Genomic DNA, 15,430 nt, shown 5'->3' on the forward strand with positions numbered 1-15,430 from the left:
TAGAAGCTAGCAATTTGAGCCGTCATACTTCTGGTCAAATATCATGAATATTCTATTGTTAACTCTTTCAATCCAGTCGAGAATATTAGTCATATTCTCGTCTTCACAATCGATCCGTTTCAACCATAGCCTGTATGACTCATTGCAAAACTTGAGTGTGGGACAGATATATCTTATGTCGGCAGGATGATAAAAAGGGTATACAGAGAATGTTTCGTCCTCATTCTTTTGAAGACACCAGTCCATAGACTCGTTCCAAGAACCGTGAATAGACTCAGACATCATCCCGTAAGTGTATTTATAAAGATCCTCGTATGAAATTTCCTTAAATATGTCGAAAAAACTCTTACCTTGAAGCTTCCATCGATTTGTCTTCTGTACCTTGAAGTCCTCTTCCGTGAAACCTTCCAAGTCCATTTTTTCTTGAACTGACTTAAGAAGGCGTTTTCCCGCCTTGGTCTCAAAAAATCGAGAGCCTTCTTTTAACTCACGAAGTATTCTCAACCTGTCTTTGTAAGAGCACTTTCTGTAGTCCTCAATTACTTCCGGTTCACTTAATAACAAGTATTCGGCAGTTACTGCTGCTTCGATTAACGGCCTTTCTAAAATACTTATAATTTCTGCATTATCCTGTTCGTAGTAGAATACAACTTCCTTGAGTAGCTTCCAGATCCTAGTTAGTAATCCCAAAATAGGAGCATCTTCTAAGTTGAAGCCCGTAGGATTACGTTCAATGTTTCGAACCCTTGTAATGCAATCATAAATCTCGGCCACATCCTTTACGAAAGTACCCGTAAATCTATTTATGTCTTCTAACGTTCTAAAACTTTCTCCAACATACACTTCGTCGTATCGACTGATGATTTTTTCTATTTCGTCCAAGCTAAGTTGATCCTGTTTGGTTATGTTCTCTCAATGCAATAATTACATAGATGCACTAGTAAAAGTTGGTCAAATGACAGGTTTGCTAAATGAGAGTCAACAATAGGGTAAGAAGGAATGGGGCAGATCGGAACTAGCTGGCACTTTTTGAGAAAAGTGCCACAAGTAAAACTTCAGGTCGATGAAGCCCACGGACAAATTCGCGTTAGAGTTGGAGCCCTAAGTCGGCAGATTCGGATAAATAGTTCCAAGGTCACTAGAAGATGATGAACTCAACTGATGTGGAGGAACCCCTAGAGCTATCAATTTATCATGGGTCTCCGATATACCATCACCATGATTCCAGTTCTCCCAATTGGCATCAGGATAGGCGTTCAAGATACACCTGAAGTATGGAAGATCGATATCATTAACCGAGTGCCCTATCACAATAATTTTTTCGATATATCCATAGCCCTCTAGCTGAGCACGATTTAGTTCAAGTATCTCAGGAACTGGCTTGTGAAACTTATCTGTTACTGAAGCCAATGTTCTTTGTGATTCATCAAACCAAGGTGCATTCTCGTTCAATGGCATAGTGGTAGATTGATTGCCATTCCCTATTCCATGTCCGAAAATGACGTTCCGCCTGGCTTTACCATGAATATGCAGAACATCTTCATCCGGAATTGTATATACATCCTGAAGAGTAGATGTATAGTTGAAGTTGATGAACTTAGCTCCATCTGGGAAGCTAAAGAGTTGGGAGGCTGAGGTTACGTCGACTGCTCTCACCCAAGTGATAAATGAAGTTGTTACATCATCCACCAATTCATCGACTTTTTGAGCTATCTCATCTTCGTAGCCAAACAAATGACTTGATGACTCAGCCATGTCTTCCATACTAGGTTGCCATGCAGCTTGTTCGTTAAATTCATCATCATTGAAGGTGCCTAAGTTATCTTCAAAGAGAGACCAGTCTTGATCGTCAAAGAACTCAGGAAAAAACGCAAAATGCTCATCTAATCGACTATGATAACGTTGGTGGAAATGCCAATAGCTCGTAGGTAACCTATTTTGAATATCAAACCCATTTCCGATTATGACTAAAGTTGTCACACTACCCCCTATAAATGGACCTTCAAAGTTATAAGTTGCATATTATAGCAAGCAATGCCCGTATATTCATATGATTAACCTACAAAACTCCAGTAGTGTGGGAAAAGTTAGTTTGCCTTAATCTAACTTTCCAAGGTTCTCAATGCTCCTGATAAAATTCCAGCCCCAAGAAGCAAGTCTATCTGCCTAACTGGTAGGGTTAGAAACTGCTCAGCTTAGGGTTTTCAAGCATAACGACTTAAAGTCTGATATAAAGAAAATAAGACAAATCTACTGCTTCCGTAGCCGCTGAGTAATTACGTTAACTCATAATGGGGCATTAGCGTGTTTGGGCCTCACGAAACTAAAAACGCCGATATCACCCGCTGCCTAAACGCCCCAAGCCTTAGTTCTTCAAATGCACCGAGTGCTCCATCAATATTTTGAATGCTGCTCGTCTTTCTTCTCCATGCCAACTTTGAATCTACGGTTTCTCGCTCTTCGATTAACCCCTTTTTGCCCAAAAGGTTACGTTTATTGTCTGATTCGATTTCAGCAAAGTTGTCCCACTTTACATAAATGCACGACTTAGGGATGTCATCTTCAATCCTCTCGGCATACTCTATTAAACTTTGCTCGGCAAAAGTGAATAACCATGCCTGCTGCTCGTCAGTGGAATTCACTCGAAGGATTCGTCCAAGTACCTGTCTAAAATACAATTCGGTTTTAACTGAACTCATATGGCAACACACTTGAAGGCGCGGAATATCAGTCCCTTCACTAATCATTCCAACGCTAACAATCCACTGAGTATAACTGTGTCTGTACCGTTCAATCACAGCTAAAGGTTCTTCATGCCGGTAGGTCACTATTGAGACCGATTGAGCGAACTTTTCAGAAAGGACCTTTTTAATTACTTGCGCATGCTGAACTGAGGCCGCAACCACTAATCCTCCGGCATTTGGGGTGTGGGTTCGGATTTCTGCAAGCTTCTTGCAACCTAACCCAAGCAGGTACTCCATTGCATCCTGATTATGAATGACGCTTTGATAAGAGGTCTTAGTCTGCTTAATCATTTCCAATATCGAGGAAAACGATTCTATCTTTTCGTCATTGGCCACTGTCAGGTGTTCGTTATCGACCAAAACAATCTTTGGTGCCCTGCAAACCTTGTCAGCAATTGCTTGCTTGAGCGTATATTGATAATCAACTAGCAACTTTCCATCAGGGTCGCGGTACTCACCCAAAACAATCGGTAAAGAGTCCGAACGCCATGGTGTCCCTGAAAGCGCAAGGGTATACGTTGCTAGCCCTTGAATCTTAGTTAGGACTTGTTGTCCCCAAACATTCGCATTTTCAATCTCAGTACCAGAGCAATGATGAATCTCATCAAAGACCACAAATACTCGGTGATTACGCAATGTCTGCCAAAATTCATCATTCAGAAATTGAATTGCCTGATAGGTAAGAGACTGTCCAATAGAGCCTAAGCCACCATTAAAGGTACAATTAAGAATCTGTGAAAAGGTTTTTTTAATTCCATTAGATACCGTTAAAGACGGAGCGAAGCACAGAACAATATCGACCATATCTTCTTGCAGCAATCTTGAAGCAACCGTCGCAGCCAGTACTGTTTTTCCGGCCCCTGGTGTTGCTTGGCAGAAGAAGTGCTGTTGATTTGAACTGTATTTCTGTAATGCCTTTTCTGCGCATTCTGCCTGCCACTGCCTTAGCATGATGAACTGTTCTCAAAAAGTGTTTTAAGAACGTTCGTTAGTGCATTCACTCTTCCTAAGAGTTGCGCAGAATTTTCTCGCGCTTGCTCAAGAAGTGGCGATAGCTTTGGCTCCAGTTCAGGAAAGCGATTACAGGTCGATTGATACTCACTAATTTCCCCAAAGACTATTTCTAACTCACCTTTGTACTGGTTGCGCTCATCTCTTAATACCGAGTAATCAGACGAAGCAGAAATGGAAACGGTACTATTTTCTAACATCGTATCGGCCTGAAGACCTTTGAATAGATCGGTTTGAAAATAGCGTTTCTTTTGTCCTGAGCCTTCACTTCTAAGCCAATTGTTCTTCATAAAGCGTAAGATTTGTCGGTAAATCTTACGACGAGCATCATCTAGATCAACGTAGGAATCATCAATAGAAACCAATGCATCTCTTAGTTCTACAACCAAAAAACCATCCATCTCCATTTCAATCAATAGCTTGTGCATTTCATCACTGATTTTCAAAAAACGCTTCATGTACCGCTTACACCACTCAAATACTAAGAATTGCTTAGTATACAGAAATAGGTAAAACTAAGAAAATCTTAGTTATCATGAGATCAGAGATATGAAACTCAAGTGCCATTCGAAAACCCAATTCCAGTACGGCTCAAAGAAGCTCGTAAAAAAGCAAAACTCTCGCAAAAATCGTTGGGAGTGTGCATAGGTATGGATGAAAGCTCAGCTAGCCCTAGAATGAATCAATATGAAAAGGGCAAACATACGCCAGATGTCAGAACCTTAAAGCTATTGGCTGATGAATTAGGCGTGCCTTTAAGTTTCTTTTTCTGTGAAGATGAAAGCTCTGCGGAAATAGCGTGCCTTGTTGCTCAAATGACGGAAAAGGAAAAAAAGGAACTTATCTTGTCATTGCTCAAAAGCAAAACGTGAAGTCTAGGGGCGCGGCCACACTTAGATTTGGTCTGAGGCCTTCCTAGATTGTTGCTATTTGGTATCTTTTATTACTACCTATTATTCGCTGAAATCGAAAAGGTGGAATTACCGATGCTATCAATCACACAAATACTATCAAACGCCAAATTGACTCATTTTTGGACAAAAGTTACTTAGAGTAATCGCTTGACTTTGGGGAATGCGGATAACGTTGGATATGAGAAATTCGCTTGGTGCATCGTCCCGTCTTGCAGGTGCAGACCACATTCGAGTTAATTAGATTCTTCTGCTTTATACTTGAATAGTTGTAATTCATAAACAGCGTTTAAAGAGACAAGTTTTCGATTTTGAATTTCCAGTTCGCTTATCTTTTCCAAGAGAACTTTCTTCTCAAGCTTGAGCTTAGTAAGCTGAATATTCTTTGCTCTTGTAGAAGCTCGTAAGAAATTTGCATTGTGTGCCGAGATTTTTGCAAGTACATCGGGATGTCGATTGTGAATAGTAGCATTGCTGACGCCAGCTATTTTGGCGATTTTTGAAATTACCAATTTAGAACTAGGCGTTAGTTGAATTTGTTCTTCAACAATAGTATGTAGTCTCTGATTAGTTGTTGTCATGAAAGCTTTTCTCGAATGCGTTGAGATACATCAATCAACCTTTTTGCATGCTCTATAGTACCAACGCCGCTGTCAAATAGTGTAAATAGCTCTTGGTGTTGTAACTCAATTGACTCCCACACTTTAAGCAATGAACGATCAATCACCGCATTCTTACAGTCTGCACATAAAAGTGCATCATAAAGACCCTCTCCACCGCATCCATCGCCTGATGCTAGGCACCAACTATGACCAGTGCCACGCACATACACTGAATCGCTAATTTGATTCAGTAATTGCTTATTGTTATCGGCACTTTTCACCACACCTCGTTGCTTAAAAGCAACAATTGCTTCTCCTCGTCCCCCTGCCAAAGGTTGGTCAGTAGCTATCCAATCATGAACAAGCGCTCTTTGTAACGAATTCCGTTCACTTTGTATTTCATCGAAGAGAGTATCGTCATAGTCATCGTTATTCGCATAATGAAGGCTCATATCAATAGAAATATGCTTGAAATGCTCCCGGAGATAACGAATATCGCCTAAAGCACTCCGCGCCGCAAGCACTGCGAACGTCCTTCGAAACATGTGGCTTTTGAGCGGATATATATCACCCGGCAATAACAACAAACCTTTAACTGGTTCCCTGACACTAAGCTCAAACATATCTGCTAACTCAGTTAATTCTCGATTCCAGTGGGAATTTGAAACACAGTTGTAGGTACTTGATTTAAGGTCCTTGCAGATGAACAAATGCCCTTTGATTTCCTTTTGTTCTAATTTTTGTTTTTCAGTTAGGTAAGGAATACAACGATCTATGGCTTTGTTAAATATCGGCACGATTGACTCAAGATAGTTAATGGCTAAAGAGACAATGGCAGGTGCCATCCACTTGACGGGTTTAGGTGCATCTTCTAATTTGAAAGTATAGCCGTGTAGCCATAAATACTCTTCATCGTCCCAGCCTAATGACGGACTAAAGCAGCCACTTTTTAAAGATGAAATCTCGGAGTTTCGCATTCCAGTTAGCAATGCTATGATCACATAACAACAAGTTCTAGCTTGATGAGTCATTGCCGTTAATTGTTTAATTGAATCAAAACCATAATCTTTAATAACATTATTTCTTGTTTTAATATAATTTCGGCCACGCCGGGCCGCATATAATGCAATTACATCTTTCCTTTCTGATGTGATTTCTTTGCATTGCCCCCCCCTACTTATAGCCTCATTAAAAGGTTCGTCTAATAGCTCTTCTAATAGTTGGTTTACTTTTATAAGTCTACTGCTGTTTAGCTCAATAAACTTCACCGATTTTTGCAGCAGTTCAGAGCATAAATAATCAGGAATACAAGGCGTTTGCCTTTCAAAATAGAGGCCATTGTTATGCCTATCTCCCGATAAGAAAACCACTGATGAATCCGGCCACGGATGTTGATTCAGTCCGTTGGTAAGATTATTTCTAAAATGATAAGTATCTTCTAAAACTGTCAAGTATTGTAGAAGAGTATTACTTTTTATTATGGGATTCCTCTCCTTTATAAAGTCAATATATTGTTTTGTATGAACAGGCCTAAACTCTGCCACGGAAGGTAAAGATAAATTCAATAAAAAATTAATTAAAGTTTGATAGGAATAGAATTTCCCGATGAGACTTTGAGGTTTCAAACTCTTACCTGATTTCGGATGATTAACAAAGTACCGAGTATATAAATATTCCTTTAGTTCACTTAGATAGTTGGAATTTTCAACGTCTGTTAGTTTAGATCCATTTGATAACTTGACGTTAAAGTCAATTATTGCACGAGAACGACTGACATTTTTGTTTTTGATATCAGGAGTAAAATCCCAGACATCATCTCTATATCGAGAGAGCACTGCTCCAGAGCTATCATAGGAAATTTCCGAATTTAGTTCATGTGCTTTATCCTTAGACTGATAAACTGGATTTTTAACGAACATTAGACCTCCAATAGAGTTCGAGAGCACCATGCTGGATGAGGTGACTTTCTAGCTCTTTCTTTTGCTGCGTTGACAAACGACTCATCGAATTGTTTACAGATATCAGTATCTATAATTCGGATTATATTATTATATAGGGCTTTCCATTTTCTTCGGCCAATGTACTCATTCTCATCAAGCACCAACCAATAGAACGAAAATAAACGATACAGGTCTGATTCCAAAACAACCTGATTTGGGCAGATGAAACACTTCATGAAACGAGAGCAAGCAACGCCCCCTTTGGCAAACTTACCATTTTTAGGGTCAGAACAACGGGCCACTTTAGTATTGAAGTTACCAATTAATAATTGTTTAACTTTATCTTCAGACACATCTAGTTTTCGAGCTAATTTAAGTTCTAAATCCCCCTCCTTATGCAACAATGATTCAGTTAAAACATGTCCGAATAACTTATGTTGCTTTACCATTTGAGGAGTCACGTCCAAATAGTGCCTATCAAGAATTGGGGCTGTGTTACCGAGTGTCTTTGCTGTCTTTACCGGATCTCCACCTGTAAGTTGCCACACACGTTCTGCGAAGGTTTTTCGCATACGCTTTATCTGAAACCTTAACGGTTGACCATTATCACTAGAAAGGTTTGCTTTTTTATAAAGCGCTTGGACACACTTCCAAAACATACTCTCTGACAACGATGTTAATTGGTTTTTCTCATTGGTATATACAAACAAAGAACCAGATTGCTCTTCTCGCTGCGTTTCTTTCGTGAGATTAACCACTTCCAAAACCAATGACCCAATATCTTTATTAGCTGAGAATGTATCTATCATATTGATGCTACCTCTCATTGCCTGAACACTGGTATTCATTCCCCGTTTTTTAAACCCAGTAAGAATGACGTGTGTATCAGGTGCCAAAGGGTGCTCACTGATGCAATCTGACTTCAGGTTAAGGATTGTCGAAGTGTTCCTTCCGGTTTTAGCGGCAATTATAAGAGCATAGACTGCGAGCTCCTGCCTTTGAGATCCTTTAAACTCGCACCGGCGTATCAAATCTCGCTGTTTCCAAAGGTAGCGCATTATTTTACTCATCTCAGATTTTGAATAAGCAGATGCACCTTGACTTGATCGATTAACATTAATAAATGGAGCATACGGAAAGGCTTCAGGACTAATTCTGTTTTGCCTAATAAAATATGAGAGGATAGTTTTGACACCGTTGTAATGTTTTCGTGCAGAAGGTTTGGAGAGTTTACCAGTATCAGTTCTAGCGGGCTTATTTCGTAACCAGATAAGAAGGTCGTCTATGACGTCACGGTTAAAACTATCTACACTAATTATGTACGTTTTTTGATTGGCTTTATAGTCTAAGTACTGAAATAACTGCTTGCACGTTTCAGAGGCAAGAGCTTCAATAGTATTCGGTGACATTTCAAATCGGAGCTGAGTTAAAGCATTGTAAAGATCGAGAACAAGCCGTTCACGGTTAGCCCATAAATGATTTTCACATCTGTCTGAAGGAGGTCTATCGAAGTAATTCCATCTGTTAAAATCTACCTTCCCTTTGTTTGTTTCGAATACCAATGAACTGTCTCTATAACTATAAACCTTTATAGGAAGAAGTACTTCAGTTTCGCGTATTTTGTAGTTCTTTCTTCGTACCATTCATTACTCCATTGCATCCAACTCGGCTTGATACCTTGACAATTCAAAATCCTGAAGTGCTTCTATACAGTGTAGATAAATACTGGTGGTTGATATAGAAGAGTGCCCCAACCGTTTTTGAACCCATGCCAATGCCTTTGTAGTGCCGACCCTTTGCGACTCTGAGTAGAGTTCAATAGTAGCGTATGTATGCCGCAGCATATGAGGAGAAACTTTGAAGTTTATTTTTTTGAAAGGTCCTGTATAAAGCCTGGTATATGCATTATTAAGGCTCTTCTCACTATAGGGATCACCGAACCTATTCAGGAAGACAAATGCGGAATTATGCCCATGTTTAGTTTTGTGTATCTTCCCCCTGATCACTCGCTCTCCGATGTTCAGGTAATCCCACAGCTCGCTCATGAGAACAACTGAAATATAAATACGTCTTGGTTTACTACCTTTGGTTCGTTGCCCATTTACCTGAGGCTCCAAATTGATTGGAACACGTCGATTAAGATTTGATAAGTCAGGTTTAAATATATGCTCAGATGTAAAAGAAATAACCTCATCCTTGCGAAGACCAGACGACAAAATAAGTTTAGTAATAAGTTTGATTGTTAAATTATCGATTACTGAGATTAGTTTTTTACACTGTTCAAGAGAAATTAATTTAGGTTGTTTTTTAAATGTTTTTAGCACTAAATCATTAGAACTGACAATCTTTTGGCCTCTGGTATGTTTAAAGAATCGAGGTGTTTTTTCTGGACGAACTTTAAATAGAACTTCCCATGGTTCATGTTTAATAAGAGCTGTATCGTGACAATATTCATAAAACCTTTTCAGCACTGACAATCTTAAGTTTATAGTTGAATCTGACATAGTTCTTCTTCCGTTCTCGTCTACTTGCTTAACGGACCAGTTCCGATAGAGGGCAATTGGACTTAAACTAAAATGTTCGGTGTCATTCCGGTAGGACTCATTCCATGCAATATTATTAGCTTCAAGAAAGCTAAAGTAGTCAAGTAATGAGGCCGCATAACTCTTAATTGTGCGCATACTCCCGACTCTTCCATCTTGTATAACCAGGTACACTATAAACCGAAGAACAGGAGTCACAATCTCGCACTCCCTATCGACTAATACAGGAATACTCTCGTAGGATTGGCCAGAGACAACAAAATGGTTATCGGTTTCGATTAATTGCACGGTACATAGAACTTTTAATGGACACTATTGCATAGTAGTACACTATTTGGCATGTAACAAAATGATGATGATGTTACACACTTTAAGGCATTCATTTGCTACGCACCTTCTTCAAAGTGGTGCTGATATTAGAACAGTTCAAGAACAGCTTGGACATACCGATCTAAAAACAACACAAATATATACCCACATCATAGATAGAGGAGCCAACGGCGTAATTAGTCCACTGTCAAAAATATTCGTTAAGTAATTGTCGGGGAATCTCGGGTTCCGAGGTTTCGTAAACTTAGCGGCTAACCACTCACTTACATACCTTTACTTAACAAACCATGAAACTTGCTAAATTAGATGGTGACTTTTACTTATCGCTCTAGCCGTAACTTCCGTATTGTTACGCGCCATCAATGATATACATAAGGAAATGCAAATGAAGCGAATTGAGCAACTACCAATGCCACCCACTTCTGGTGTTTTAGGACATGTGAGCTATTTAAAAAAGTCCAATGTTCATCAGCAAATGTTGTGTTGGATTAAAGAGTACGGTGCTCATTTTCGTTTAAAACTAGGCATGAAAGATGTACTTGTATTGTCTGATGCCGCTCAAATCAAATCAGCGTTGAAATCGAGACCGAATGAGTTTCGCCGCCTAAAGAATATCGAGAGTGTCTTTGATGAAGCCGGTCTTAATGGCGTATTCTCTGCTGAAGAGGAACGTTGGAAGCATCAACGAAAATTAACAGAACCTATGTTTCAACCGAGCCACCTTAAACATTTTCACCCTCAGTTAAGCGTGATTACAGAGCGCCTAGGCAAACACTTTGAAATGCTAGCGGAATCAGGAGAAGTGGTCGAACTCGTAGCAGAATTTAAAAAATACACGGTTGATGTGACTTCTCTGCTAGCGTTCGGGGAAGACTTTAACTCGATAGAACAAACGACTACGCCGTTAGGTCGAAGCTTACAAGACGTTTTTCCGGTAATAAACCAACGTTGTAAGTCTACAATTCCATTATGGCGTTTTTTCAAAACGAAAAAAGACAAGCAATTTGATGCCAGCTTGGAAGACATTGGGCATTTCGTTTATGGGTGTATTGAAAAACAACGCGCTCGTCTGGTTCACGAACCAGCCCTTAAAGACTCACCAGAGAACATGCTGCAAATCATGTTATTGGAACAAGAACAAGATTCCTCATTAACTGACCAAGATATTGTTGCAAATGCTATTACCCTTCTATTAGCAGGTGAAGATACCACAGCGAATACACTGGCATGGATGGCATTCTTAGTCAGCGGCAATCGCAGTAGTGAGTTGGCCTTACAAGATGAACTTGACGCCCTAGGGAAGAGAAAGGTCTTAGAATGGCCGCTTCCTCGAACACCTTATATGACAGCGGTGATGTATGAAGCCATGCGATTAAAGCCGGTAGCACCACAACTTTATTTGGAACCCACACGAGACACTCAGATTGGTGACATCGAAGTAAATAAAGGCACGCCTGTTTTTGTAATGCTACACGCGAATGGTTTTGACCCTGATTTATTTGAAGATCCAACAACGTTTAATCCGAATCGTTGGGTAGAAAAAGATGGCGCTTCCTTCTCTAACCTTCAGCCGTTTGGTGGAGGAGCAAGGCTATGCCCTGGACGCTCATTGGCCATGATGGAAATTAAACTCGCCTTTCATACATTGTTTAAAGAATTCAGCATTGAGCCACAACAAGCCCCTGAAACTGTGGTTGAACAGTTTGCGTTCACGATGTCTCCCGTTGGGTTTAATGTAAAAATAACCAAGCGAAGCTAGCTTACAAATAGACCTATCGAGAGCCAATGATAGAGCCGAACTATCGGCTCTTTTCGTCTATTTCAACTCATCCAACACTTCATAGCATTCCGTGTCTATTTTCAGATAAGTACCTTGATCTAAAGCTATCGTATGAAATTCTGGGTCACCCACATCATTAACCAAATTGACTTCAAGCCAAACTTTGCCAAATTCATCGATATACCAAACTCGCCACAAAAGATTAGACTGTACAAGCAGCTGATAAAGCTTGTAGGTCATATACAAGTCTGAACCCGCTTTCTGTGATGCTTCAATGAGATCATCAGGAATACTCACGACTTGAACTAAATAATTCACTTCAATCATAAAGCCTCAAATTATTAAATCACTAAAAACCAAGTTACAACAAAACCCAGTGATAGGCACCCTTTCACTACCTATCTCTAACACCCTTCTACGATGCTCTTCAATGGCAGATATGCCATGCCAAGTGTCGTCTATTCGTATATTTTCCCATTATGCTTCAGCCAGCCATGAGCATGGTGATTCCGAGGGTCTTTGTGGGTCCAGTGCATCACGCCACCTTTCTTGTTCCATTCATACTCCCCATAAAATTCAACTCTATCGCCCTTTCTCAATCCCTGAATACGAGGAGCTAAATCAATATTATGTGCCACCAGCAAAGTTTGTCCGCTGTCGAGTCTTAAGATAAACTTCTGATGTCGAGAGCCTTTATTATCGTCTGGAAGCAATCGTGAAACTAAACCCGAACCACGTACTTGAACATCACTTTGGTGATTTTGGTAAGCTTGCTTAAGTCGCGCATCATTGGCCTGAACATGGCTGACACCAAAGCAGAGCAATACCAAAAATAGAGTAATAAACTTTTTCATTCCTTTTATTCCTTTCTTTTCCATACAGGGATATCCATTGAGGCTACAAATCTACGTAAGTATCAATTTAACGATGCTTATACTGAGTAGGGCAATAACCTCTAGATACATCTGAGCTACGAAGTTTTACGTGCTTGGTAGAGCGACCAGAAACGCGAGTACGCCACAACTTGAAACTGCCAAGCTTCAAACGACTGCGCATCAAGCGAATCACCTCTGATTCATTTAAACCAAATTGCAGTTCTATTGCTTCAAACGGCGTTCTGTCTTCCCACGCCATTTCAATAATTCTTGATTCAGTCTCTTTAGATAACATCTTTGCCTACTCATCTTCAATTAAATGAACAGAAATACGTTCCTTCTTGCTCATTAGATCAAAGACTTATCGCTTAAATTGAAAAACCCCAACATCCAAAAAGCAACGGCAGAATTACTAATCCATCAAGTCATCAAGTCCGTTTATGGCTAAAGATTAAAACAGGATGCCGAAGATGCGACATCGCAATAACCTGAACCAATACAAAGTAATTTCGAAAAAACGTAAAACCACAAACCACACTAGTTCGATTTGTAACCACTTATTACATTGAATTTTTTTAAATAAACCCCTACCCAAAAGTCTACTGAACGGTGGTCACATTACACCATACTTATCATAGGTAATACGGCCATCCACCCTCTTATTTATCACATTTTGGAATACCAAAATCATTCAATTGAACTCATCAACACAGCTTATTAATTAAGCAATTGAACTCATAACGTAGACCCTGTACGCTTACACTATGCACACGGTTACTTAATGGAGATCACAATGAACGAACTACTGACAAGCGCCATGGAACAGAAACAACGAACAACAGTGACCAGTTTATTCGCAAGGAATGGATTTAAGATCGCAGCCACTGATTTTGATGATGTGACTTTTGAACGTGAAAGCGTATTGGTCAATGTTCGATTCGATGCATCTTCCAACGTCGAATCGATTTCGGTTCTTAACGACTAACGAGAGACTCGATGCAAGTAGGTCGCTAGAATGATTGAATGAACAACATTCGGCTCATTTTAGCGCATCTTGCTAGCTGTCCTTTGCGACTTCATCACCATCCTCTTCTCTTCCGAAAGCCCCCGAGTGACAATTAAGCCAATAACTCGCAATTCCATGAGCTTGGCTTATATTTATTAATACCCTTTGAACAAAAATTCGAAATGATGCCTATGTTCCTAACTCGGTTAATTTATGTCAGCACACTTTCCGAATGTTGTGATTCCAAAGCACTGGATGAAATACTCACTATCTCACGAGACCACAATCGGCAGAGCCATCTAACAGGGCTTCTCAGTCATAATCAAAAGTACTTTCTTCAATGCATTGAAGGTTCTAGGGAGGCGGTAAACCATACCTACAATCACATCCTAAACGATAAGCGGCACGAGAGAGTGACCATACTGTATTTTAAGGAAGTTGATTGTCGAGAGTTTGGAGATTGGTCGATGGGAGACATTCCGCAGTCTAATTTGACTGAACTGTTGAACTTACAATTTTCGACTTCGGATCAATTTAACCCATACGAAATGTCTGGCGAAAGTGCTTATAAAATGCTTTTAGAGTTAAAGCAAAATCTGCCGTCTGAGTGACCTAATTTTCAAACGGCAAGCCTTAGAACGATGATGTCGATTCAAGGGTAAGTCATCCTCTTTCAAGCCCGAGTTCATACTCGGGTTATTCGTTCAAAAATCCCAGTCATCGTCTTCGGTCGCGACAGCTTTACCTATGACATAAGAAGATCCAGAACCAGAAAAGAAGTCATGATTTTCGTCAGCATTCGGTGACAATGCAGCCATGATAGCAGGGTTTACCTGACAGAGTTCATCTGGGAACAATGCTTCAAACCCGAGATTCATCAACGCTTTGTTGGCATTGTAATGTAAAAAATGCTTCACATCTTCAGTTAAGCCAACAGGATCATAAAGCGATTCGGTATATTGTGTTTCGATTTCATAAAGAGAAAACATTAATGAATAAGCTTCATCCTTAACTCTCGCCTGTTCTTCCTCACTAAGAGATTGGTAAGCGAGTTGAAATTTGTATCCAATGTAGTAACCATGAATCGCCTCATCACGAATAATCAGACGGATCAAATCCGCTGTATTGGTCAGTTTTGCCCGACTAGACCAATGCATTGGTAGATAAAACCCAGAATAGAATAAGAAACTCTCTAGAAAAACACTGGCCACTTTTTTCTTTAACGGGTCGCCTTCAGCCAAATAATCGTCGAGGATAATCTGTGCTTTTTTCTGTAACAGAGGGTTCTCTTCAGCCCAGCGAAACGCTTCATCAATTTGCGGCGTAGTACACAAGGTTGAGAAGACAGAAGAATAACTACGAGCATGAACTGCCTCCATAAAAGCGATGTTGGTTAATACCGCTTCTTCATGAGGCGTTCTCGCATCTTCCATCAAGGCTGGCGCACCCACCGTATTCTGAATCGTGTCGAGTAACGTTAAACCGGTAAAAACTCTAATCGTTAGCGTTTGCTCTTCTTCAGTTAATTGCTTCCATGTTTGAATATCATTGGATAAAGGTACCTTTTCAGGCAGCCAAAAATTAACCGTCAGGCGATTCCAAATCTCTAGATCTTTACCATCAATCATACGATTCCAGTTAATCGCTTGAACAGGTCCGGATTCCATCTTTTTCATTGCGTTTATCCC

Annotated in this window: 16 protein-coding genes and 1 pseudogene; 5 read left to right on the plus strand and 12 right to left on the minus strand. The window is 40.0% G+C overall.

The window, feature by feature from the left end:
* Positions 1-6 precede the first annotated feature (6 nt).
* The 4 genes from MED222_RS10740 to MED222_RS10725 all read right to left on the minus strand — a co-directional run bounded on the left by MED222_RS10740 (position 7) and on the right by MED222_RS10725 (position 4,201).
* Positions 7-882 (minus strand): DUF5677 domain-containing protein, encoded by an 876-nt coding sequence (locus MED222_RS10740; protein ID WP_009847106.1) that lies wholly within the window; start codon positions 880-882, stop codon positions 7-9.
* Positions 883-1,101: 219 nt separating this feature from the next.
* Entirely contained in the window at positions 1,102-1,980 is an 879-nt protein-coding gene (locus tag MED222_RS10735) for a bacteriophage abortive infection AbiH family protein (protein ID WP_009847107.1), read from the minus strand.
* A 335-nt stretch (positions 1,981-2,315) separates the two neighbouring features.
* The gene (locus MED222_RS10730) at positions 2,316-3,695 is read right to left on the minus strand and encodes a DEAD/DEAH box helicase (protein ID WP_009847108.1); all 1,380 of its coding nucleotides are present in this window, start codon (positions 3,693-3,695) and stop codon (positions 2,316-2,318) included.
* On the minus strand, positions 3,689-4,201 hold the full coding sequence (locus tag MED222_RS10725; protein ID WP_269667542.1) for a hypothetical protein: 513 nt from the start codon (positions 4,199-4,201) through the stop codon (positions 3,689-3,691). Before MED222_RS10725 ends, MED222_RS10730 begins: the two co-directional genes overlap by 7 nt.
* Positions 4,202-4,315: 114 nt before the next feature.
* Here MED222_RS10725 and MED222_RS10720 point away from each other — a divergent pair, with 114 nt between their 5' ends.
* Positions 4,316-4,627, plus strand: coding sequence for a helix-turn-helix domain-containing protein (locus MED222_RS10720; protein WP_009847110.1), 312 nt, complete (start codon positions 4,316-4,318; stop codon positions 4,625-4,627).
* A gap of 275 nt (positions 4,628-4,902) precedes the next feature.
* On the opposite strand, the gene MED222_RS10715 is transcribed toward MED222_RS10720, so the two are convergent.
* From MED222_RS10715 to MED222_RS10700, 4 genes are read right to left on the minus strand one after another with little or no spacing between them, the layout of a single operon-like run.
* Positions 4,903-5,247, minus strand: a complete 345-nt coding sequence (locus MED222_RS10715) for a hypothetical protein (RefSeq protein WP_009847111.1) — start codon at positions 5,245-5,247, stop codon at positions 4,903-4,905.
* Positions 5,244-7,187 (minus strand): tyrosine-type recombinase/integrase, encoded by a 1,944-nt coding sequence (locus tag MED222_RS10710; RefSeq protein ID WP_009847112.1) that lies wholly within the window; start codon positions 7,185-7,187, stop codon positions 5,244-5,246. Before MED222_RS10710 ends, MED222_RS10715 begins: the two co-directional genes overlap by 4 nt.
* Positions 7,187-8,851, minus strand: a complete 1,665-nt coding sequence (locus MED222_RS10705) for a hypothetical protein (protein ID WP_009847113.1) — start codon at positions 8,849-8,851, stop codon at positions 7,187-7,189. Before MED222_RS10705 ends, MED222_RS10710 begins: the two co-directional genes overlap by 1 nt.
* Positions 8,852-8,854: 3 nt before the next feature.
* A complete protein-coding gene (locus MED222_RS10700; protein ID WP_032555224.1) occupies positions 8,855-9,889 on the minus strand; it encodes a tyrosine-type recombinase/integrase in 1,035 nt (344 codons plus the stop codon).
* Between the two features lie 226 nt (positions 9,890-10,115).
* On the opposite strand from MED222_RS10700, the pseudogene MED222_RS21975 reads away from it, so the two are divergent.
* Positions 10,116-10,289 (plus strand): annotated as a pseudogene (locus tag MED222_RS21975) (tyrosine-type recombinase/integrase); the annotation flags it as partial.
* Positions 10,290-10,466: 177 nt separating this feature from the next.
* On the plus strand, positions 10,467-11,840 hold the full coding sequence (locus MED222_RS10695; protein WP_009847115.1) for a cytochrome P450: 1,374 nt from the start codon (positions 10,467-10,469) through the stop codon (positions 11,838-11,840).
* Between the two features lie 57 nt (positions 11,841-11,897).
* On the opposite strand, the gene MED222_RS10690 is transcribed toward MED222_RS10695, so the two are convergent.
* The 3 genes from MED222_RS10690 to MED222_RS10680 form a co-directional block, all read right to left on the minus strand.
* Positions 11,898-12,188: a hypothetical protein gene (locus MED222_RS10690; protein ID WP_009847116.1), complete on the minus strand. Its 291-nt coding sequence runs from the start codon at positions 12,186-12,188 to the stop codon at positions 11,898-11,900.
* 131 nt (positions 12,189-12,319) lie between these two features.
* Positions 12,320-12,715 carry a DUF3465 domain-containing protein gene (locus MED222_RS10685; protein ID WP_029222999.1) on the minus strand — a complete coding sequence of 132 codons (396 nt, stop codon included), beginning with the start codon at positions 12,713-12,715 and terminating at the stop codon, positions 12,320-12,322.
* A gap of 67 nt (positions 12,716-12,782) precedes the next feature.
* Positions 12,783-13,031, minus strand: coding sequence for a TIGR03643 family protein (locus MED222_RS10680; RefSeq protein WP_009847118.1), 249 nt, complete (start codon positions 13,029-13,031; stop codon positions 12,783-12,785).
* A gap of 498 nt (positions 13,032-13,529) precedes the next feature.
* Here MED222_RS10680 and MED222_RS10675 point away from each other — a divergent pair, with 498 nt between their 5' ends.
* Both MED222_RS10675 and MED222_RS10670 read left to right on the plus strand, forming a co-directional pair.
* Positions 13,530-13,721 carry a hypothetical protein gene (locus MED222_RS10675; protein ID WP_009847119.1) on the plus strand — a complete coding sequence of 64 codons (192 nt, stop codon included), beginning with the start codon at positions 13,530-13,532 and terminating at the stop codon, positions 13,719-13,721.
* A gap of 212 nt (positions 13,722-13,933) precedes the next feature.
* Positions 13,934-14,353: a BLUF domain-containing protein gene (locus MED222_RS10670; RefSeq protein ID WP_017097344.1), complete on the plus strand. Its 420-nt coding sequence runs from the start codon at positions 13,934-13,936 to the stop codon at positions 14,351-14,353.
* A gap of 93 nt (positions 14,354-14,446) precedes the next feature.
* Here MED222_RS10670 and nrdF read toward each other — a convergent pair whose 3' ends face one another.
* Positions 14,447-15,418 (minus strand): class 1b ribonucleoside-diphosphate reductase subunit beta, encoded by a 972-nt coding sequence (nrdF, locus tag MED222_RS10665; RefSeq protein ID WP_032555225.1) that lies wholly within the window; start codon positions 15,416-15,418, stop codon positions 14,447-14,449.
* Positions 15,419-15,430 lie beyond the last annotated feature (12 nt).

Origin of the sequence: Vibrio sp. MED222 (assembly GCF_000153005.1) — a bacterium.
Lineage (GTDB): Bacteria > Pseudomonadota > Gammaproteobacteria > Enterobacterales > Vibrionaceae > Vibrio > Vibrio tasmaniensis_A.

Excerpts from the sequence above, each read along its gene's own strand:
- MED222_RS10730 (WP_009847108.1), bottom strand. The coding sequence starts at position 3,695 with ATGCTAAGGCAGTGGCAGGCAGAATGCGCAGAAAAGGCATTACAGAAA.
- MED222_RS10715 (WP_009847111.1), bottom strand. The coding sequence starts at position 5,247 with ATGACAACAACTAATCAGAGACTACATACTATTGTTGAAGAACAAATT.
- MED222_RS10710 (WP_009847112.1), bottom strand. The coding sequence starts at position 7,187 with ATGTTCGTTAAAAATCCAGTTTATCAGTCTAAGGATAAAGCACATGAA.
- MED222_RS10705 (WP_009847113.1), bottom strand. The coding sequence starts at position 8,851 with ATGGTACGAAGAAAGAACTACAAAATACGCGAAACTGAAGTACTTCTT.
- MED222_RS10700 (WP_032555224.1), bottom strand. The coding sequence starts at position 9,889 with ATGCGCACAATTAAGAGTTATGCGGCCTCATTACTTGACTACTTTAGC.
- MED222_RS10695 (WP_009847115.1), top strand. The coding sequence starts at position 10,467 with ATGAAGCGAATTGAGCAACTACCAATGCCACCCACTTCTGGTGTTTTA.
- MED222_RS10690 (WP_009847116.1), bottom strand. The coding sequence starts at position 12,188 with ATGATTGAAGTGAATTATTTAGTTCAAGTCGTGAGTATTCCTGATGAT.
- MED222_RS10685 (WP_029222999.1), bottom strand. The coding sequence starts at position 12,715 with ATGAAAAAGTTTATTACTCTATTTTTGGTATTGCTCTGCTTTGGTGTC.
- MED222_RS10680 (WP_009847118.1), bottom strand. The coding sequence starts at position 13,031 with ATGTTATCTAAAGAGACTGAATCAAGAATTATTGAAATGGCGTGGGAA.
- MED222_RS10675 (WP_009847119.1), top strand. The coding sequence starts at position 13,530 with ATGAACGAACTACTGACAAGCGCCATGGAACAGAAACAACGAACAACA.
- MED222_RS10670 (WP_017097344.1), top strand. The coding sequence starts at position 13,934 with ATGTTCCTAACTCGGTTAATTTATGTCAGCACACTTTCCGAATGTTGT.
- nrdF (WP_032555225.1), bottom strand. The coding sequence starts at position 15,418 with ATGAAAAAGATGGAATCCGGACCTGTTCAAGCGATTAACTGGAATCGT.